The 22593-nt window shown below is 22.6% G+C and carries 19 protein-coding genes; 6 read left to right on the top strand and 13 right to left on the bottom strand.

The features are described from left to right. Positions 1 to 3: 3 nt before the first annotated feature. The 6 genes from OC701_RS00600 to nrdE form a co-directional block, all read right to left on the bottom strand. Complete coding sequence (locus OC701_RS00600) at positions 4 to 585, bottom strand: thymidine kinase (RefSeq protein ID WP_304514182.1); 582 nt, start codon at positions 583 to 585, stop codon at positions 4 to 6. Positions 586 to 1394: 809 nt separating this feature from the next. After that, positions 1395 to 1619, bottom strand: coding sequence for a 50S ribosomal protein L31 (gene rpmE, locus OC701_RS00595; protein WP_304514181.1), 225 nt, complete (start codon positions 1617 to 1619; stop codon positions 1395 to 1397). 176 nt (positions 1620 to 1795) lie between these two features. Further along, positions 1796 to 3052, bottom strand: a complete 1257-nt coding sequence (gene glyA / locus OC701_RS00590; RefSeq protein WP_304514180.1) for a serine hydroxymethyltransferase — start codon at positions 3050 to 3052, stop codon at positions 1796 to 1798. Between the two features lie 34 nt (positions 3053 to 3086). Beyond that, the gene (gene dnaN / locus OC701_RS00585) at positions 3087 to 4226 is read right to left on the bottom strand and encodes a DNA polymerase III subunit beta (RefSeq protein ID WP_304514179.1); all 1140 of its coding nucleotides are present in this window, start codon (positions 4224 to 4226) and stop codon (positions 3087 to 3089) included. A gap of 11 nt (positions 4227 to 4237) precedes the next feature. Continuing rightward, the gene (dnaA, locus tag OC701_RS00580; protein ID WP_304514178.1) at positions 4238 to 5692 is read right to left on the bottom strand and encodes a chromosomal replication initiator protein DnaA; all 1455 of its coding nucleotides are present in this window, start codon (positions 5690 to 5692) and stop codon (positions 4238 to 4240) included. Between the two features lie 45 nt (positions 5693 to 5737). Next, positions 5738 to 8287 (bottom strand): class 1b ribonucleoside-diphosphate reductase subunit alpha, encoded by a 2550-nt coding sequence (nrdE, locus tag OC701_RS00575; RefSeq protein WP_304514177.1) that lies wholly within the window; start codon positions 8285 to 8287, stop codon positions 5738 to 5740. Positions 8288 to 9521: 1234 nt separating this feature from the next. Here nrdE and OC701_RS00570 point away from each other — a divergent pair. The 5 genes from OC701_RS00570 (at position 9522) to OC701_RS00550 (ending at position 14422) form a co-directional block, all read left to right on the top strand. After that, positions 9522 to 10379: a hypothetical protein gene (locus OC701_RS00570; protein WP_304514176.1), complete on the top strand. Its 858-nt coding sequence runs from the start codon at positions 9522 to 9524 to the stop codon at positions 10377 to 10379. Then, entirely contained in the window at positions 10376 to 11404 is a 1029-nt protein-coding gene (trpS, locus tag OC701_RS00565) for a tryptophan--tRNA ligase (protein WP_304514175.1), read from the top strand. Before OC701_RS00570 ends, trpS begins: the two co-directional genes overlap by 4 nt. 258 nt (positions 11405 to 11662) lie before the next feature. Next, positions 11663 to 12412, top strand: a complete 750-nt coding sequence (locus OC701_RS00560) for a YitT family protein (protein ID WP_304514174.1) — start codon at positions 11663 to 11665, stop codon at positions 12410 to 12412. A 60-nt stretch (positions 12413 to 12472) separates the two neighbouring features. Continuing rightward, positions 12473 to 13387, top strand: a complete 915-nt coding sequence (locus OC701_RS00555; protein WP_304514189.1) for a tyrosine-type recombinase/integrase — start codon at positions 12473 to 12475, stop codon at positions 13385 to 13387. 30 nt (positions 13388 to 13417) lie between these two features. After that, positions 13418 to 14422: a DNA polymerase III subunit delta gene (locus tag OC701_RS00550; RefSeq protein WP_304514173.1), complete on the top strand. Its 1005-nt coding sequence runs from the start codon at positions 13418 to 13420 to the stop codon at positions 14420 to 14422. Between the two features lie 21 nt (positions 14423 to 14443). Here the strand turns inward: OC701_RS00550 and OC701_RS00545 are convergent, their stop codons facing one another. From OC701_RS00545 to rpsF, 7 genes are all read right to left on the bottom strand, one after another. Next, positions 14444 to 15007, bottom strand: a complete 564-nt coding sequence (locus OC701_RS00545) for an L-threonylcarbamoyladenylate synthase (RefSeq protein ID WP_304514172.1) — start codon at positions 15005 to 15007, stop codon at positions 14444 to 14446. A 7-nt stretch (positions 15008 to 15014) separates the two neighbouring features. Further along, a complete protein-coding gene (gene prfA, locus OC701_RS00540) occupies positions 15015 to 16094 on the bottom strand; it encodes a peptide chain release factor 1 (protein ID WP_304514171.1) in 1080 nt (359 codons plus the stop codon). Positions 16095 to 16122: 28 nt separating this feature from the next. Continuing rightward, positions 16123 to 17487 (bottom strand): replicative DNA helicase, encoded by a 1365-nt coding sequence (dnaB, locus tag OC701_RS00535; RefSeq protein ID WP_304514170.1) that lies wholly within the window; start codon positions 17485 to 17487, stop codon positions 16123 to 16125. After that, entirely contained in the window at positions 17484 to 20003 is a 2520-nt protein-coding gene (gene rplI, locus OC701_RS00530; RefSeq protein ID WP_304514169.1) for a 50S ribosomal protein L9, read from the bottom strand. Before rplI ends, dnaB begins: the two co-directional genes overlap by 4 nt. Positions 20004 to 20117: 114 nt before the next feature. Then, the gene (gene rpsR, locus OC701_RS00525; protein ID WP_304512493.1) at positions 20118 to 20354 is read right to left on the bottom strand and encodes a 30S ribosomal protein S18; all 237 of its coding nucleotides are present in this window, start codon (positions 20352 to 20354) and stop codon (positions 20118 to 20120) included. A gap of 62 nt (positions 20355 to 20416) precedes the next feature. Further along, complete coding sequence (locus OC701_RS00520) at positions 20417 to 20890, bottom strand: single-stranded DNA-binding protein (protein ID WP_304514168.1); 474 nt, start codon at positions 20888 to 20890, stop codon at positions 20417 to 20419. A gap of 20 nt (positions 20891 to 20910) precedes the next feature. After that, positions 20911 to 21210, bottom strand: a complete 300-nt coding sequence (rpsF, locus tag OC701_RS00515) for a 30S ribosomal protein S6 (RefSeq protein ID WP_304514167.1) — start codon at positions 21208 to 21210, stop codon at positions 20911 to 20913. 564 nt (positions 21211 to 21774) lie between these two features. On the opposite strand from rpsF, the gene OC701_RS00510 reads away from it, so the two are divergent. Further along, positions 21775 to 22593, top strand: an 819-nt coding sequence (locus OC701_RS00510; protein ID WP_304514166.1) for a hypothetical protein, incomplete at its 3' end; no start/stop codon positions are given.

Genomic DNA, 22593 nt, shown 5'->3' with positions numbered 1-22593 from the left:
AATTTAAAATTTATGACATTTACGACAACAAGGTTCATGGTAATCTTTTCCACCTATTAAAATTATCGATTCTTTTTCGATTGAAACTTTATTTTTCAAATTAGAATAAATTCTTTGGGTTCGAGACGCTTCTTTTCCACAAAGAAAACAATAAGATCTATATTTAGTAACTTTATCAGCGATAGATAATAAATATGGCATAGAACCGAAGGGTCTGCCGCGAAAATCTAATTCTAAACCAGCTACAATAATACGTATGCCTTTATAAGATAAATCATTAACAATAGTTTCAATATCAGAATCTAAAAATTGAGCTTCATCGATGATTATTAAATCAATTCCAGATTTCATAAAATTAAAAATTTCTTTGCTTTGGCGAATTAGAATAGCAGGAGCTGTTTCTAAATTATGATTAATTAATTCGCTTTTACACGAATAACGATTATCAATAAACGGTTTAAAAACTAAAAATTGTAATTTCAAAGATTTTAAAAAATTAATTCGTTTAATTAATTCGGTTGTTTTTCCCGAAAACATTGGACCACAAATAATCTCTACAAAACCCTCTTCATCTACCAACATCATTATAAAGGACAACCTCTCACTTCATTGATAAATATCAATTAATTAAATGTTTAATTTTTTTAAGCTACAGATAAATTATTTGCGTTTCATTGATAGGATTTGTTTTTCTATCAACTATTACCAACAGCCCCCGTCCAAACGGTGCGAGCAAGTTTCCCAGCACACCGCTTTCCATAATTTATCCCTATTCTGGGTTTAACTTCGTGTCACCACTAGTTAAATGTTTATTCTTGACCTTTTACTCTTTTTGAATATTCAAAAATATCATTCATCAATAAATTACTTTCTGCTTTCGCCCTATAAGAGTGGTTAACTCTCTTCTTGGTAAGACGATTAGCTAGCTTATTCCAAAACTAGATTTATTCTTACGACTACTAAACAGATTCTTTATCCTTAACTATCAGGGCTTTGATTTCCTGATTGGTAAATTGAATTACTTAGTCTTAGGATTCTCCAAGTTACGCTAAATTTCTACCTTAATTCTTTAGGGGAAGTGACCTCTTTGTTTGGGAGGCTGATTCCAGGTTGGTTAAGTGATAAACTATCCAATACTAACGGTTTATATCGATAGACTCTGAACTGTCCGCTTCAGCAACTTCCGGAACAGGTTTAATATTACATCAATTTCCTTCTTAGGCCATTTCAGGCTTCTCCATGGAATTATTCGGTGGCAGTGTCTTCTTGACTAATTTGCTTTCGTCGCAACCCGCTTTTATGGTCTGCTATAATCTATCATTCTTTCGTCTGATAAACCGACCATATCCTTTCAGGGTTTATCGGCCCTGGCTATTGGTTAGATAGCATGAAATTTAGGCCTCTTTGGCGCCCGATGATTTACCATAGCGTTTATAAAATTTATCAATTCTACCAGCAACTGTAACGAAAGATTGCGAATTAGTATAAAAAGAATGACAATTAGAACAAGTTTCGATTTTTATTTTTTCTACAGTAGTTCCGATTTTATGTTTTTTATGACAAGTAGCACAAGAAACTTCAATTTCATAAAAATTAGGATGTTGAATAGTCTTTTTCATAAATCAATCCTTTCTAAGCAAATAAATTAATATTTTTATCATAAATAAAAATACAAAAATATTTATAATTAAGATTTTAGAAAAACATACCAATACATTTTAACATATTAGCAAGATTTAAATTAAAAATTAAATTAAAAATAATTAATAAAAAATTATATTAATATTTAAAATATTTAACAATATGAAAAAAGAGGATATTTAGCCATTAAGGTTAAAACTTCTTTTTTTATTTGCCTCAAAATAATATCATTTTGATAATTTATCAAAGCGCGATTTATCATATCAGCTACCTTAATAAATTCTATTTCTTTAAAACCTCTTGTAGTCATAGCGGCAGTTCCTAGTCGAATCCCCGAAGGACAAAAACCCTTCCTCTTGTCAAAAGGAATAAAATTTTTATTCACTATAATATTAATTTTTTGCAAAACATCTGCTGCAATCTTGCCATTTAATTGTGGATTTTTATAAGTAACATCGATTGTTAATAAATGATTTTCTGTAGTACCACTAATTACACGATAACCTAAACTTATTAAACGGTCAGCTAAACACAGAGAATTTTTAACAATTTGTTTTTGATATGATATAAAATCATCTTTTAAAGCTTCTTTGAAAGAAACAGCTTTAGCGGCAATAGTATGCATAAAAGGTCCTCCTTGTATTCCGGGAAAAATTCCTTTATTGATTTTATTACTTATCTCCAAACTATTTGTTAAAATAATTCCTCCTCTAGGACCTCTGAGAGTTTTATGAGTAGTAGAAGTAACTACATCAGCTTTAGCAAGCAAAGGGCAAGGATGTAACTGGCTTACTATTAATCCCGCTATATGAGCAATATCTGCCATTAAATAAGCATTAACTTTATCAGCGATTTGACGAAATTTTACAAAATCAATTTTTCTGGAATAAGCAGAAGCACCTGCTATAATTAATTTTGGTTTTACGTGACAAGCTATTTTGAGAATATTTTCATAATCAAGAATTTCTGTTTCTGGAGAAACGCTATAACTAAAAGAACGAAAAAAAATACCAGAAAAACTTAAAATAGAACCATGAGTTAAATGCCCTCCCGCATCTAAAGACATACCTAAAATAACATCATTAGGCTTCAATAAAGCTTGTAAAACAGCCATATTTGCTTGAGTTCCTGAATGGGGTTGAACATTCACATATTTAACATTAAATAATTTTTGAGCTCTTAAAATCGCTATTTTTTCAATTTCATCGACACATTTACAACCATTATAATATCTTTTATCAGGATAACCTTCTGCATATTTATTAGTTAATACACTTCCTTGAGCTGCTAAAACAGCTGAAGATGTAAAATTTTCAGAAGCAATTAATGTTAAACAATCTTGTTGCCTTTTTTGCTCTTTTAAAATTAAATTATATATCGTAATATCCCTTTTTTTTAGATAATCTATCATATTAATAAACCGCCGTATTTTATTTAAATATATATTAATTTCGGCCAATAACAGGAAAAACTAAATACAATATATTAGTATCTTCTTCGCTACAAATAACAAAAGATGTTGCAAAACCATCAAAAATAATTTTGAATTCTTTAACAGTAAATACCTTTAAAATATCTTCTAAATGTTGAACATTTAAAAAAGTTTCCACATTTTCTTTAGCAAAAACCTCATTAGCTTTTAAATGTTCTGAAGCTTGACCGATTTCATCACTATTAGCTGAAATTTCTATAACATTATCTAATCTAATGTACAACCTAATAATATTAGAAAAAACATTCTCTTCTTTAGTTAAAACTAAAGAAACTCTTTCTAAAGTTTTTAAACAATCTAATCTATTTATTTTTACAAAAAAAGGGAAAGAACTAACCTTGATGATAGGCCACGCAGGATATTTACCTTCTAAAAGGGTAGTTTGAAACAATAAACTATCACATTGTAAAATCATTTTTTGTTTATTAATAGATATACGAACAAACTCATCTTTTTGATAATCTAATAATTTATATAATTCTTCTAAATTTTTATAAGAAACAGTAATGTTAAAATCGAAATAATCCAAATCTAATGGCATTTCTTTTTGTGCAATTCGAAACGTATCCGTAGCTAAAACTCTTAAAATAGAATTTTCATAAATAAAATTAACTCCCATAAGAGTTTTTTGTTGTTTATCGCGAGAAGCAGCAACATTAACTTCTTTAATAATTTTTTTTAAAAATTCATTTTTAATAATTAAAAATTTATCAGATTCAAAATCGAAACTAACAGGTGGAAAAAATTGCAAATCAATAACTTTTAATTTATATTCAGAATTTTTAGAATTAATAAATAATAAATAATCTTCTACAAGAGTCATTTCTAACGAACAAGAATCAATTTTTTTAATAATATCCACTAAATGTTTACCTATAATTACCAAAGAGCCATTTTTTTTAATTGATAAATCATTATCTTTAATTTGTAATTGAATATTTTTATTATAATCCATTGCTTCTAAATAACAAACATTATTTAAAGTTTTAATTTTAATATAATGAAAAATAGGAAAAAGAGTTTTAGGGGGAAGTATTTTATAAATTTGTAATAAATAATGCAATAAAACTTCCTTTGTAATTTCTAAATGCATAATTGTTTGAATTAACCCTCCAAATCCAGATTATCATTATTTAGTTTTAACATTATTTTCTGAATATTTTGTTCTAAATTTTGATCTACTTTAATTTTATTTTTAATTCTCTGATAAGATTTTGAAATAGTCGAATAATGCCTTTTGTTAAATAAAAATCCTACCATTTCATTAGAAATTTTATTTCTCTTTTTAATTAAATAAATAGCTATATCGCGAGGCAAAGAAAATTGGGGATCTCTGGAATGACCATTCAAATCACTTACTTTAATATTAAAAGATCGGCTAACAACTTTCTGAATTTTCCTAATATCAGTTTCTTCCGGAGAAATATTATTTTTATTCTTTAAAAGAGGTTCTAAAGCGATCAATGAATTAGTTAAATTCATTTCGAAACCATAAATTTGGGTGTAATTCAATAAACGAACTAAAACTCCTTCTAATTCACGAATATTATCGCCGAAATGAGAAGAAATAAAATATAAAACTTCTTTATTCAATTTATTTCTTAAATTATTTGGCATCGATAATAACTTTTTCTGAATAATCTTTAAACAATGTTGCTGATCAGGTTTCTTAATATCACCTACTAAACCCGATTGAAAACGATTTGTTAATCTACCCATAATTTTTTTTAATTGAGTCACAGGTTTGTCACTAGTAATAACTATTTGTTTGCGTTGAGAATTTAAATGATCAAAAAGTTTAAAAAACTCTATTTGCGTATATTTAGCGTTTTCCATCATTTGAATATCATCTATTAATAAAACATCTAAATTTCGATATTTGACATGAAAATCGTCCATTTTATCTTGTTTTAATTTAGAAGTAAATTCTTCCATAAATCCTTCAGCTTTCACATACAAAATTTTTTTATTGGGATTTTTTTGAATCATAAAATTACCTATAGCATGCATTAAATGAGTTTTACCCAAACCAACATCTCCAAAAATATATAAAGGATTAGCTCTTAACAATATTTCTTCGTTAGCGGTTTTTTTAGCAATTCGAAAAGTAAAATCATTACTTTCCCCTATAACAAAATTATCAAAATTATATTTAGATTCTAAACCAGTATAATAATTATCATTATAATTCAAGTTAAATTCTTTCAGATCACAAAAATAATCAATATTTAAAGATTTATTTTTATCTAAATTATAAGAATCATTAGTGTCTATAATATTACTTTTATCAGAATTGGTTAACAAATCTTCGTCAGACAAAAATTTAAAAAAAATGTCATTATCAGAATATTTTTTGGAAATTTCATTAATTAAATCTAAATAATTCATTAAAATAATTTTAGTTTTAATAAAATTACTAACCAAAATAAAAATAGTGTTTTTTTCTATTTTATAAGGATTTTTCATATTAATAAAATTAGCTTTAAAAACTTCTGGACTACACCTTAAAGACAATTCCTCTACCACTTTATCTAAAACTTGTCTTACCGACAATGACATAATCATTTTCTCCTTATGGAATATTTTTTTATATAAAAAAAATAATTAAATAGAACATGCTTCGCATTCGGATAATTTTAATTTTCGAGTTCTAGTATAATAAAGAGTTTTTATTCCTTTATGATGAGCATATAAATAAAGTTTTTGTAGTTCTCTAGTATTCATATCAGAATTAATGCATAATTCGAAAGAAATCCCTTGATCTATATGTTTTTGTGCAACCGCTATAACATTTATTAGTTTAAATTTATCAATTTGATAAGCAGTTTGGTACATAAAAGAAAAATCAGACAAATAAGGAGCTGGAAAATAAGTTTTAGAATTTCCATAAGTTCTTTCTTCAACTAATTGTTTGATAGGCGTTAGAGAGGATGTGGTAGACATAACATATCCAATCGAACCATTAGGAGCTATAGCTAATCTATGTGAATTCCATAAACCATACTTCATAACATTTTTACGTAGTTCATCCCAATCTTCGTTAGTAGGTAATTCGATATCTTTAAAAATCTTTTTGATTTTCGAAATTGTAGGCATAATAGCTTTTCTATTTTTAAAATATTCGCCACTAGCATAAGTTGATTTTTCAAAGTTAAAAAATTTTTGACCTGTTTTTTTAGCTTTCAAATTAGAATGCAACAGAGAATAATAATTAACAGCATTAAAAAAAACATCAATCAATTCTAAATTTTCTTCGCTACCGAATTCTATCATATTTTCTACTAAAAAACTATGATGACCCATCATTCCGAAACCAACACTTCTATTTAATTTATTAGCTTTACATACTCCCGGAACATAATGAATATTACTTTTTAAAGAAACTGAATTCATCAATTCCATAGCTAAAAAAACAGTTTCTTTAATGCTTTTATTTTTAATCATATTACCCATATGACCAGAAGATAAATTACAAGAAATATCCATACCAATCATATCTTTATCTCTTTGATCATAAGGAGCATAATGAGAAGTTAAAGAAGGTTGTAATATTTCTGTACATAAATTTGAAAATTTAATTTTTTGGCTAGAAGTGCTTTGTTTATTAGCATTATCGCAAAACATGATATATGGATAACCAGATTCACCTTGTAATTGAGCAATTGTTTCTAATAAATGTCTAGGATTTATAAATTTTTTATCAATATCAGAATCATTAACCAAAATATCATACCATTTATTCATTTCAACACTAACATCTGCAAAATTAACTTTATATTTTTTATAAATACTATGAGGATAAAACAAAGCCATCATTTTATTTTCTTTAGCTAACGAAATCATTTTATCAGATACTACAACACCTAAAGACAGAGTTTTTAATCTGATATCATCATCTGCATTCAATTTTTTAGAATTTAAAAAATCTAAAATATCAGCATGATGAGCACTCAAATAAATAGCAACTGCTCCTAATCTATGTCCCATTTGATCAGCATAACGAGAAACATAGTCTAAAATTTTAGCTACACCAATCACACCCTTACATGCATTAGCGATCCCTTTGATAGATTCTCCTTTAGCTCTTAAATTAGATAAATTTATCGAAACTCCTCCGCCTATTTTAGACAATTGCATAGTAAATTCTATAATACGAGATATATCATTTAAAGAATCTCCGGCCTCTAAAAGAAAACAAGAAACAAATTCTCCTCTTTTTTTAAGTCCGCTATTTAATAAAGTAGGGGTAGCTGGAGTAAAATTTTGTCTAATTAAACTATTAACTAATTTCTTAGCTAATTCAAAATCCCCAGAAGCATGATATAAAGAATTAATAACTAAACGATCTTCATAAGTTTCTAAATAATTCTTTTTATCTCTAGTTTTTAAAGAATAATCTTTATAAAATTTATAGGCACTTATAAAAGAATTAAAACGAAAATTATAATCATATGCTATTTTGTAAATTTCTTTAATTTGATCAAAGGAATAAAGATTTAAAAAATCCTTTTCATAATATTCATTATCAATTAAAAATTTTAATTTATCAGATAAATTATCAAACTTCTTTAATTTAGGTTTAATTTCTTCAGATAAATAACTTTCTAAAGCTTCTAAATCTTTATTAAGATCCTTAATATTACCATCTTCATCTATAATTTGATTATTCAAAATTATCCAATGAGGAATTGAATTATTATTATCAAAAAATTTATTTTTATTATTAAAAGAATTTTTATATTTATAATCCAAACTAAAACTCACTCCTCCTATATTATCAATCCCTGATTTATTATAATTTTCAATCCATTTATTTAATTTTCGAACATCCTCTGTAAAACCCTTCCCTTCAAATTTCATAATCAAAGGAATACCGAATTCTTGAGAAGCAACATCTCCGGATCTAGCATAATTAAAACCATAATTTTTATTACCAGAAGAGGCTAAACCTATAACTAAATGAGAATATTTTTTCAAAAAATCTCTAGCTTCTTGAGATAATTCTCCGAAACCAACTGTTTTAATTACTAAAATAATTTTATCATTATTATCAAAAAATTCTGATACATGTTGACTAGGATAATTTAATTTTTTTACAAAATCATAAACATTACCTTGCTTTAAACCATCATAAACAATCTTCAAAACAATCACCTATCTTTATTATTCAAAATAATTCGAATTAATTATAATTTTTTTCAATAACTCTATTATATAACATAAATAAATTTTTAAACTATTAAAAAAATAAAAATCTAGATTTAAAAAATAAATAAATTAAAATAAAAATTTAAATTTTTTTAGAAATTTAAACCAATTAATAAAATTAAAATTAAAACTAACTTTTTATATTTTTTTATATTTAATTATTATAAATTTTTTTATTTAACCGCTTATTAAAAAATTAAAAATAATGTTAATAATTTAAATAATATTTAATCCTTATATCTTTTTACAAAACTTATAAAGTATTTAAATTTAAAAAAAATAAGATGATAATGTAATTGATTTGATTTAATATTTTTAATATTCATAATTTTTTATATACTGTATATCTATATTTTGTTAATATTTATATTTATAGAATTATTTTAAAAATATTTATAAATTTATATTAAATGTATAAATTTATATAATATGTTTATTATTAAACATTTAAAATTTATAAATTTTTATAAAATTTATCTATTAATATTTCTTTATTATTATTGAATGCATTCGAAGTATTAAAAACACTTTGAATTTAAAAAATTTAGAATTAATCATGTTTTTTTTATTTAAAACATAAAACTTATTCACATTTTAAAGATACTTATTCACATTTTAAAGATACTTATTCACATTTTAAAGATACTTATTCAAGTTTTATTAGAAAATCCCCCCTACTTATTCAAAACTTATTCACATTTTGATTTTAAATTTTTACTATTTTAAATAAAAAACCAACAAATTTTTTAAAAAATGAATTTAAAAAAACAAAAAATATGTAAAAAAACTTAAAATTCGATTCTTAAAAGCACTTATTCACATTACTTATTCACAAAAAAAAATTTTTTTATAATTTAAAAAAAATGTAAAATACAGTTGTTTTAAATTTTTACTTAAAACTTATTCACATTTTTTTATCAAGTTTTTTAAGATTTTAATTTTAATTAAATATTTGAATATTTTAATTTTATTATTTAAAAAATATTTTTTTAATTATATAATTTTAAAAAAGCAATATTTTGAAAATTATTAACACATTTTTTTTATTTTATAAAAATAAGAAAAATAAATTATAAAATAAAATATAAAAATTTTATTAATTTTTCAAATTGAGTTTTTATGTTTTTTTAAAAAAATAGAAAGGTTTTTAATTTAAATTAAAAAAATAGTTAATAATTATATGATTAAAAATTTAATAAATATAAAATATAAAAACGATTCTGTTAATGTTTTAAATATTAAAAACAAATTTATTTTTAAATTACTTTTATTTTTATTAATATTTACTATTTTTTCTGATATATTTATCATTATTTTTTATAAAGTTAATATTTTTAACATAAAAAATATTTTTAAAAAAATATTTTATCATTATAGATTTTTTACTAATCAAATGATTTTATCCATTTTATTTATTTCATATGTCTTTTCGGTTGGAATGAAAAACAAAGAAAAACAAAAAATTTTTGTTTTAATAACATTGGTTAATGCTTTATTAACTTTTTTTGTTTATAATATGGTACTTGCTCCTATTTGGACCCAATATAATGATTTTAATGTGTTTTTTAATTATTTTCAAAAAAATATTTTTTTTAATGAAAACTTTTTTAAAAATATTTATGACAGTCATTTTTTGAGTATTATTCAGCATACTATTATTCCTTTAACTTTTTTTATAATTTTTATTTATTTACAAATATCTAAAATTAAAAATAAAGAAATTTTCTTGTCTTTTATTCACCCTTTAATTTATTTGTTTTTTTATTTTTTATGTTTATTAGAACCTCTTAAAACTTTTTTAGATGTTAATTGCACATTTGATAAATGCTGGTTTCCTTATCCGAATATTCAATGTGATTATAATCTTCATAAAAATAAAATTTTTGGAGAACCTATTTTAGGAATTAATTATTTTAGCGGAAAAATAGCAGTTTTTTTGAGAGAATTTTTTTTATTTATATTATTTGCTGTTTTTTTTTATATTATTTTTAAAGTTAAAAATAAATCAATTAAATTAAAAAAGGATTTTGATTTATGAATAATAAATTTTTAAAAAAAAAAATTATTATTACCGGAATAAAACCTAGTGGAGATTTAACTTTAGGTAATTGGCTCGGTATTATTCAACCTTTGATATTGTTGCAAAAAAAATTTCCCGAACAATATGAATTTTATTTTTTTATTGCTGATTTACATGCTTTAACAACTTTTTCTAAAGAATTCGATTTAAAAAAAGTAATACGTAATATAACAGCTATTTTATTATCTTCTGGTTTATCATTATCTAAAACTACTTTTTTTCTTCAATCAGATATTTTTGCTCATACATATTTAAGTTATATTTTAGAATGTAATACTTATTTAGGCGAATTAAATAGAATGATTCAATTTAAAGAAAAAAATAAAAAAAAATCATCCAATGTAAAAGTTTCTCTTCTTACTTATCCTATTTTAATGGCATCTGATATTTTACTTTATGATGCTGATATAGTTATAGTCGGAAAAGATCAAAAACAACATTTAGAATTAACTCGCGATCTAGCTATTCGTTTTAATTCTTTTTATGGAAATTTTTTTAAAATTCCAGAATTTTTAAACATAGGTTATACTATTAATTCTTTGACTAATCCTGATAAAAAGATGAGTAAAAGTAGTTTTTTAGATAAAGATCAAGATAAAGGTTGTATTTTTTTATTAGAAGATTTGAATAATATTCAAACAAAAGTGATGCAAGCGGTAACTGATAATATAGGTAAAATAAACTATGATCCTCAAACACAACCTGGAATTTCTAATCTATTAACGATTTATGCAGGTTTGAAGGGTATTGAAATTTCTCAAGCAGAATTTTTATTTTCTAATTATTCCTATAGAGAGTTTAAAATAAAATTAGCATTTTTGATTTTAGAAAAAATTAAAATTATTCAAAATAATTTTAAAAATATTATTAACGATGTAATTTTGGAAAATACTTTATCTAATGGAGCTTTTAAAGCTAACACTATATCTCAACAAAAAGTTAATAAAATCAGAGAAATTTTAGGAATTAAATATTCTTTTTAATAATTTTTAATAGAAAATATATATATAAAATATTTTTTTGATTATTTTATAAATTATATATTTTTAACATTTAAAAAAATGTCTAATAGAAATATTAAAACAGAAAATCTTTTAGATTTAAGTTATATTATGATATAATCTACACATATAAACTATATCTAAATTTATTTTCTGATTTTTTTATAAAAAATTGGATTTTAATTTAATTGCTTGATTTTTTGGTAAAAAATTATAAATTAGTTAGAAAAGGTTATTTTTGTGATTAAAAAAGAAGAAAATGCCACTACTTTTTCTCAAATTAAAAAAATTAATTTTAATTTCATTTTAATCAATATTTTTTTATGTTTTTTTTATTGTTTAGCTGATATTCTTTTTGTTAGTGGTAATTATAAAATAAATTTGTACGTTACAGGAGTTCATGGCATTGGTGACGCTATTGCAAAAGTTTTGAAAAGTAATTTTGCTATTTTTCAACAAAATTCTTCATTTGTAGGTATGTTTGCAGCATTTTTTTATCTTTTAATTAATTTTATTTTGTTAATTTTTATTTCTTTTCCTAAATTAGATATTAAATTTAATATTACTACTCTTTGCAATACTATTTTTATTTTTCTTTTTTTAACTATTTTAACTATTTTAATTAATGGCAACAATGGTCTCGTTTGGAACAAAATGCAAAATGTTTTTGGTCTTTTCGATTATGAGGGGAAGTTTTGGTTTAGTAATTTATTACGGGTTTTTATGGTTTCTTTAATAACTGGTATTATTGGTGGAATTTGTATTAGAATTGGCGGTTCTACAGGTGGAATAGATATCATTTCTAAATATTTATATATTTATAAAAAAAAGGATATTTCTTTGATTACTTGTATCTTTAATTATTTAATTTCTATTATTGCTACTTTTTTAATTTATGCCACAACAAAAGAATTTTATTGGGAATCTATTTTTTTAACTAATCTTGTTAAGATACCTTTAACAACTTTTTTTATGTATTTAATTATTTGAGATATTAATAATAATTAATTTAATAATCTTTTAATTAAGAAGGAATTTGTTGTGAATATAATGATTGAAAATACTTTGAAAAAATTTAAAATTTATTTACTACAAGAATTATTATTATCACGCAATACTATAGAAGCTTATTTAACTGATGCCAAACAATATTTAAATTTTTTATTTCATATTTTGAAATTAAATAATCCTAACAAAATAAAAAAAAATAATGTTTCTGATTTTCTTAATTATATTTCTAAAAATAATGATTTAAGTAGCAGAACAGTAGCGCGTAAGATTATTGTTATTAAAAAAATACATTTTTTCTGGTTTTTGGAAAAATGTATAAATAAAAATATTGTTGAAAATTGGAAAATACCTAAAATTACTAGAAAATTACCAATTGTATTATCTTCTGAAGAAATTATTATTTTTTTAAATAAAATAAAAAATAATAATTCTCTTGTTATAAGTTTTCGTGATAAATTGATGTTTGAATTAATGTATAGTTCGGGACTAAGAATATCTGAAATTTTAAATTTAACTTTGTCATCTTTATATTTGGAAAAGTTTCAGATTTTTATTATCGGTAAAGGCGATAAAGAAAGGTTAGTACCAATAACTAAACACGTTGCAAAATTATTTCATTATTATTTGAAAAAAATTAGACCTTCGTTAGAATCTCAAGATAAAAAGAATGATTGGGTTTTTTTAAATTATCAAGGTTTTCGCTTATCTAGACAAGGTTGTTATAAAATTTTTAAAAAGAATATTTCATTAGCTAAAGTATCTGCGTGTTCTCCTCATACTTTAAGACATTCTTTTGCTACACATTTATTAGAAAATGGCATGGATTTAAGAATTTTACAAAAAATTTTAGGTCACGAAGATATAACTACTACTCAAATTTATACTCATATTAGTCAAAAATATCTGAAAAAAATTTATTTAAAATGTCATCCCCGTGCTATTGATTCTGATTGATTTTTTTAATTAGAGGTGAATTAATAAGTGTTGTCTAATACTTTATTATGTTATAAACAATTATTTTTTTTGGAAAAAAGAAAACAACAAATTATTTCTCTAGCTTTTGAACAAAATTATTCTTTTTGGTTATTTCAGTTTAATGTTGCTGAATATTCTAAAATTATTTCCGACATTCAAAAGCATTTATATACTTTTAATTCTTTTTTAAATACAAAAATTATTTTTATAGAAAATATTTCTGTTTTATTAGAATCGAAAAATAAAGTAGATTTTTCTTTTTTGTTTGATTTTCTTGAAAAACCACGAAAAAATATTATTTTATTCATTAGTTTAGAATATAATATTTTTAATTTTTCATATTTATATAATAAATTAAAATCTTTTATGCATGTGGAAGAAATTTTTGCAATTAATAATTCCCGAGATTTATACAATTATATTTTAACATCATTTGAAGATGATAATTTTAAAATATCTTTGGATATAAAATCTATTTTGGCTAAAGAATTAATTAATCATTATCGAGGTGATTTATTTTTATTAGAACAAGAAATAAACAAAATAAAAGCTTATTATTTCAAGGATAAAATAATTGATAATTTGAAAATAATTAAAGAATTAATTTTTTACGAATCAGATGATAAAAATATTTTATCTTTAATTAAATTATTAGTAACTAAAAATACTTTAGAAAGTTATTTATTATTTGTTTATTTAACGAATAAATTTCAAAATTTTTTTGCTGTTTTTTTTCAAATGATTAAAACATTACAAGAATTAATTCTAATTTATTTTTATTCTTTAAATAATAGTAATGTTTCTTCGATATCTTCTTGGTGCAAATTTTCTTTTGCTAAAACTTCGTTTTTTTTAAAAGAAATTAATAATTTAAATATGGATTTTGTTTATAAATTATTTTTGTTAAATTTTAAATTTTTTTATAAATTAAAAATTGGTATTATTAAATTTTCAGAATGTTCAGAGTTCTTTGTTCAACAAGTCATTTATAATAAAAATTTAGAAGATTTTTAAATTACAAATAATATAAATTTATTATTTTTGATCACTAAAGATTGCAATGAATTCTTCTATATCGATAGAACCTGCTCTTAATATTTTAAAATTATTATTAGTTATTTCTATTACTGTAGAAGGTATGTTGGATGAATTATAGTTATTGGGCAGTATTTTTTTTACTTTATACTGGTAAAGTTTTTTAATAATTTTAAAATTATTTAAAGGTGGTTGTCCACTTTGGTTTACAGAAGTAGTTTTTAAAGGCCCTTCTTTTTTTAATATTTCAAGAGCTATAGGGTGATTTGGCATTCTGATACCAATTTTATTTTCTTTAGTAATTCGGAAATATCGTTTGTTAGTGTTCACTATTAAAGTTAAAGGTCCTGGCCAAAATTTTTTAGATAGTTTTATTATTTGGTTATCTATTTGTATAATATTTTTTATCTGTTCTAAATTATAAAATAAAAGAGCCATCGGTTTGTTGAGAGCTCTTTGTTTTAATTGGTAAATTTGATTTAAACTTTGATTGTCATGCCAAGGTGCGCCCATTCCGTAAACAGTATCTGTGGGAAAAATAATTATATTATTTAATTTTTTCATAAATTATTTAAAAGTTATCTTTCCATTTTTGTTGTTGAAACTCATCTATTAAAGGTTTTATAATTAAATCCATATTTCCTTCCATAAAATCATTTAATTTATATATTGATAAATTGATTCTATGATCTGTTATTTTATTATTGGGATAGTCATAAGTTCTTATTTTTTCACTTCTATCACTTTTCCCTATTAAATCTTTTTTTATTTGATTTTTTTTTTGTTTTTGTTCAGATTGTTTTTGATAATAAATTTTATTAATTAATAATTTAAAAGCTTTTTCTTTGTTTTCGTGTTGGCTTTTAGCTGTTTGACATGCTGTACTAATACCTGTAGGTAAATGCGTTAATCTTACTGCTGATTTCGTTGTATTAACAGATTGCCCTCCAGGTCCGCTAGCATTAAAAGTATCTACTCTAATATCGTTCCAATTAATGTCTATTTTAGGATGATTATCATCATTAGGGATCACTAATATTTTAGCTGTAGAAGTGTGTATTCTCCCTTTATTTTCTGTTTTTGGAATACGTTGTACCCGATGTATTCCAGATTCATATTTAAGATAATAAAAAACATTTTTCCCGTTAATTAAAAATTCAACAGATGAAATTCCTTCTTTAGTAGTAGATGATAGGTTTATTATTTCTAATTTCCATTTTTTATCTTCTATATATTTTTTATAAGCTCTAAATAAATCTGCTACAAATAAGTTAGATTCTTGTCCTCCGATACCTTTTTTGATTTCTATAATTACATTTTGTTTATCTTCTTTGTTATATTGTTCTGGAGATAATAATTTTTCTAATTGATGAGTTTTATTTTGTATTTTTTTATTTAAATTATTTTTTTCTGTTTCTAATAACTTAATTATTTCTTTATCCCAAATTTGATAATTTTGTTTAGATAATATTTGTTTTATTTTTTTATATTCTTTTTCTAATTGAATATATTCTTCATAAATCAAAACAATTTTTTGGAGTTTATTTATTTCTTTTAATAAATCGATATTTTGAAGATTTTTTGGGTTTTCTAATATTTTTTTTTGATTTTTTAAATATTTTTTTTTGATCAATTCTAATTTATTAAACATCTAAATCTTTATATCATCCTATTTTAATTTATTCTATTAAGTGGTCAGTTTCGTTAAATAATAAACAATTTGAATCAAAATTAAAAAATTTAGTACTTGTTATACCTTGGCGATTTTTAGCAATAATTATTTCTGTATGCCCTAAATCAATGTTATATTCGCTATATTTTTCTTTTGAATAGTATCCTTTTCTGTACAAAAACATAACTATATCTGCATCTTGCTCAATACTTCCTGAATCTCTTAAATCCGATAGAATAGGTTTTTTATCTTCTCTTTTTTCTACTTCCCTAGATAATTGAGATAAAGCTATAACTGGTATTTTTAATTCGCGAGCCATTTGTTTTAAACTTTTGGAAATATCAGAAACTTCTTCTTGACGATTATTAAAACCAGATTGACGATTATTTGGGTTATTTTTTCGAATTAATTGTAAATAATCAATAATTACTACATCTAATTTATTTTGATGTTTTAATTTACGACATTGTGTTCTTATATCCAAAATATTTACTGCTACTGAATCATCAAAATAGATATTTAATTTTTTGAGCTTATCAGCTGTTAATTTTAGTAATGATTTTTGAGTTTGATTTAATAATCCTAATTGGATATTTTTGTGAGGTATTTCACTTTGAGAACTTAATATTCTTGTTACTAATTGTTCATTGGACATTTCCAAACTAAAAATAGCTACATAGGTTTGATAATTATTATTTTGAGCCATTTTAATCGCTAAATTAGTCATAAAACTGCTTTTACCCATAGAAGGTCTAGCAGCGATAATAATTAATTCTTCTTTTTTTAATCCTAAAGTTACTTCATCTAAATTGGTGTAACCAGTACTTATGCCGATAATGTTTTTATTTTGTAAGTTATTTAGAGTATTTTCTTGTACTTTTTCTATTAAATTGTTGATTTTAACGAAATTATTAGTTTTACTTTTATTAGAAATTTGAAAAATTTTTTCTTCTGCTAAATTTAAAAAAATTTGCGGTTCAATGTCAGGGTTGTTTAACCCTTCGTGAACAATAGAAGAAGCAGTTTGGATAATATTTCTTTTTATAGCTGCTTCATTAACTAAATTAATGTATGTATCTAAATGATAAATAGACGGAATTATTTCTCCTAATTGGATTAAATAGTTTTGTCCACCGTCTATACGAATATTTTTATTTTGCAATAATGTGTATACCGAATAATAATCGATAGATTTTGATGTTTCAAATAATTCCTGAATTGCTTGGAAAATTTTTTGGTTATTGAGATTAAAAAAATCGCTAACTTCTAAACGTCCCAATACATTAATAATTTGTTTTGGTTCTAAAAAAATAATTCCTAAAATGGATTTTTCCGCTTCTGCGTAATAAGGTAATTTTATGTTTTCATTCATGATTTTTTAGCTTTTACATTAATTGTTAAAGTGGCTATAATGTTATCTTTTAAAATAATATTAGCTTTATAAATTCCCAAAGCATTTATTTCATTATCTAAAATTATTTTAGGTTTATCTAACAAAATATTATAACTTTTGTAAAGTTCATCTATAATATTTTTAGGAGTTATTTTTCCGTGCATTTCTCCATTTGGACCTATTTTTATTTGAAGAGTAATTTGTTTATCTTCTATTTCTTCTTTTAGTTTAGTCATTAATAGAATTTTTTGTTGTTCTTTTTCTTCTTGAATTTTTTTATTTTGTTCTAGTTGTTTAATATTTTGAGGATTCGCTAAAAGAGCTTTTTTTGTTCTAATTAAAAAATTACCAAAACCAGCATTAACTTGAATAATTTCTTCTTTTTTGCCTTTATCATCTAAATCTTCTAATAAAATAATTTTCATATTTTCATTCCCTTCTTGATATTCGTTTTTTAAAATTTTTTTTAATTCTAATACAACGTCTTTGATATTAGTATTTTTAATTTGGGCAGCTGCGCTATTGATATGCCCTCCCCCATTCATTTGTTCCATAACAATTTGCACATTAATATTATCATTACAAGATCTAGCGCTAATACCTATTTGATTAGTGGATGATAATTCTCCTATTGCAAAAGCTGCTTCAATATTTTGTACATTTAAAGAATTTTCTGCTACTTTAGCTAAAAAAGAACGATCATTAATAGGTTTATTACTTGTAATAATGGCGAATTTTTTCATGTAAATTTCCATACGAGACAACAATTGATTCATTTCTAAAATTTGATTGAAATCCTGTCTTAACCATAATTTAATTTTGTGACTTTCAGCCCCCATATTAATTAAACGTGATGCTACTTCTAAAGTTCTTGCGCTTGTTCTAAAAGTAAAATAATTTGTATCAATAATCATACCTCCATACATAATAGTAGCTTCTAAAGGAGAAATATAAATTGGATGATTTAAAAAATATATTAACTCCATTATCATTTCTACGGTTGATGAAGCAGAGGCATCTATATAGGCAAATTTATTTGGAATAATTTTTTCTGAAGAACGATGGTGATCAATAATGATTATATTATCGGTTAAAGCTAATAGCTCTTTATTATCTAAGATTTCTAAATATTGATTGTCTACAATAATGATTAAAGAATTTTTATTTATTATTTTACTCGCTTTTTGAACATCAATAATACTTTTAAAAAGTTTTGGATTTTCTTTACTTAAAGTTTTATAAATGTTTTTGAAATTTTTTTCCATTAAATTTGTATCCACAATAATGTAGTGATCTTGATCTTTATTTAATGCATATGCTATTTCACAAATAGCAATCATAGATCCAAAAGCATCTAAATCTGGATTTTTATGACTCATAAAAAAACAATTATGATGTTTTTGAATTAAATCTTTAATTATTTCCGAATTAACTCTAGAGATTATTTTTGAATTTGTGTTTAAAGAAGCTTTAGTTGCTCCAAAATATTGAATTTTTTGATTTTCAATATTAATAACTACTTGATCTCCGCCTCTTTTTTGAGCTAATTCTAATGCGCTTTGAGAATAATAAGCTAATTGGTTAAAAGGTAAGTTATAACAAGCAATTCCCATAGATAAAGTGATATTTAATTTATATTTTTCAGAAATATTTCTGATATTTTTTAAAATTGAAAATTTTTCTAATATCATATTTTCTAATTGTTCTCTTTTTAATAAAAGTAAAAATTTATCATCTGATAATTGCTTCAAATAACTTTCATAAATTTCGAAAAAATCGGAAATAGCACTTAAATATTCTACTTTTATTTGTGATTGTTCAGAAAAATCTAAATTTTTTAACGAATTTTCTAAATTATCAAATGATAAAAATATTAAAGCAGGTGTAGATTGATGGTAAAGAGCTTGTACTTTTTCTCTTTGTGTTGCGTCAAATAAATAAAAAACATTAAATTCTTTTTTATATAGACAATCGAAATATTTAGCTCCTATATTTAAAACTATTTGTTTTTCTTTATCTTGGGTATTTAATAATTCGGCCATTTTGTTATTTATTAAATGTAAAGATGTATTAATATTGGGATTATTAAAGATTTTATTAGCGTAAGTATTTATCCATTCAATAGTATTATTTGTAGTATTTATTACTATAATCCCTATAGTTAATTCATTAAAAACTTCTTCACCTATTTTATCTATGTAATAAGATAATTTGGACCACAAAGATAATCTTTTTTGTAATTTTTTAATTTGTAAACTTCTTCGAAAATGCATATAAATGCTTAAAAAGATAAAAAAAATAACTAATTTTCCTAAAATGCTAAAAAATAATTTAATAATGATTTTTTTTACTTCTTGAATTTCTTTGTTTGGGTTATGAATTAATAATTTGATGTTATCATAATCAAGGAAGGTCATATATAAAAATGTACCAATCAAAATTATAAATAAAAAAAATTTTTTATAATTAAGATTTTTTTTTCTTAATGTTAACATAATTAATAATTAAACTCTCTTTTCTAAAAAAACGGGTTAACAATAAAGATAATTGTGTTATATAAAAAAACAAAACAAGTTTTTAAAATAACTTGTTTATTATTTATAAAATGTTTACTTTTCAACAAAAGGTATTAAGGCCATGTGACGCGCTCTTTTTATAGCTATTGCTAATTTTCTTTGCCATTTAGCGCACACTCCAGTTATTCTTGATGGTAAAATTTTACCTTCACTAGTTATAAATTTTTTGAGGATTTCTATATTTTTAAAATCTATATTAGTGAATTTATTTTGCGTAAAAAAACAAACTTTACGGCGTTTTTTAAAATATTTTTTTCTAATTATTTGCATATTAATTTTATTTACATTCCTTTTGGTTACAATTAGTATTTATTATTTCTTAAAATTAAATATTAAAAAAGGGAATCATCATCATCTTCTTTATTATTGAAATTTTGATTATGGTTTTTGACATCTCTATTATTTAATAATGTTTGTTCAATATTCAAATTATCGGAATATTCATTTTTTTGTTTATTTTTTTTATAATCTGAATATCCTTTGCTTTCTAAAAATTTAATATTTTTACACACGATTTTGATATCGAAAATGTTTTTTTGGTTATTATTGGGATCTTCGTATATTTCTGTTCTAACTTTACCTTCTACAGCTAATAAACTACCTTTAGTAATGTATTTGGTTAAATTTTCCGCTTGTTTGTCCCAAACAATACAACGAATTATATCTGATTCTTTTTTGCCTTCTTGATTTGTGTATTCTCTATCCACGATTAAATTAAAAACAACATAAGGTATGTTAGTTTCTTTTGTAAATCTTATTTCAGGATCTTTAGTGATTCTTCCTATTAAAAATACCCTATTTATCATTATTTTCTCCTATCGATATATTATCTTGATTTTTTGATAATCAGAAAACGAATTATTTCTTCGGTTATTTTTATTAATTTATTAAATTTTTCTACAAATGTATTATCTGCTTTGATTGTTGATTGCACATAATAACCTTGTTTAAATTTTTTAATTGGATAAGCTAATTCTTTTAATTCTATAGAAGTTGGAGTAATTTCTTCGAAATAATTAATGTCTTTATTTTTGAGAAAATTTTTTTTTAAATTTTCTACTATTTCTTGCGCTTTTTCTAGGCTTATATTTGGTTTTATAATGTACATTAATTCATATTCTTTCATTTTTTTTGGTTTTTTCGCTCCTTTTTATCAATTTTTGGTTAATTTTAGTAAAAAATTTAACTTTAATATATTTTCGGATTATAGTTTTTTAAATCAAAAAATAATTAATTTTATCAAATTAAATTTTAATAGAAATTTTACTATTTAGATAATAAAAAAGTAAAACTTCTAATAAAATATTTAATATTTGCATTTATATAACCGAGTTAAATTTTTAATCAAATTGAAATGATGATATACTCTGAGTTTCATTCTAACAAATAAGAAAAACAATGTCAATAAAACATTATTAATAAAATTCATTATATTTAACACATTTAATTTATCTTTTGATTTAATTTTATTTGCTTTTTTTAAAGGAGGTGATTTTTTATGTAGTATTAAAAAATGGATTTTTTCTTTTTTATATAAGTTCTTAAATAATCAAAATTTATATTTTTTTTATATGAAACAGTAACAAATGGTATTTTAAATTCTATTAGATTCTAAAAAGAAAATTTCTTTTTGAATTTAAAGTTTGTGTAAATTTTTTAAATATTTTTTGTAAAAAAAGGAGTTTGTGTTGTGAATTTGCAAAATGCCATATTTTATTTGAGTAATATTTTTAATTTTATTAAAAATTATTATCATTATTTTGTTAATGTAATTTTTTGGTTAATTATTTTTGTTGTATTTTACTTAATTATTTGGGTTATCAGTTTAATGATTAACATTTTGCGTTTATTACCGAAATTAAAGTTTTTTAATAAATTTTCTCCTAATTCTTATTACAATTCATCTTATTCTTATTCTAGTAATGATTTTCAAAATAAAATATCTCCGCCTAGAGGAATTTTTTTTACTTCTTTTGTTATTTTAATATTTTTTATTCTTTTATTAATTCTTTTGCTTTTTATTAAAAAATTTGATTTTGCTCCGTTATCGAAAATTATGGGTTTACCAAATTTTTCTAAAGAAAAATTACATCAATTAACAGCATTACCGAATAATTATTCTGATGAAAATATTTTGTATTTTCGTGAAAAATATGTTAAAGAATTAGATCGATTAATAGGTATTTTAAATAATAAAGATTATCATCCTGTTTCTTTAGAAGCTGAACAACAACAATTATTACAAGAATTATCTCAGTTAAAATTTCATTTTATTGCGAATTCTGATGTATCTGAAACTCAAATTAATAATGATCTTAATAGAATAGAACAAAAAATTAATAATTTGAATCAGAAATATGGGAAACTCATTTATTCTTCTTTTCGTGAAAAATATGTTAAAGAATTAGATCGATTAATAGGTATTTTAAATAATAAAGATTATCATCCTGTTTCTTTAGAAGCTGAACAACAACAATTATTACAAGAATTATCTCAGTTAAAATTTCAT

Origin of the sequence: Candidatus Phytoplasma bonamiae (genome assembly GCF_030586845.1) — a bacterium.
Lineage (GTDB): Bacteria > Bacillota_I > Bacilli_A > Acholeplasmatales > Acholeplasmataceae > Phytoplasma > Phytoplasma bonamiae.
This window is presented reverse-complemented; position numbering and strand designations above follow the sequence as displayed.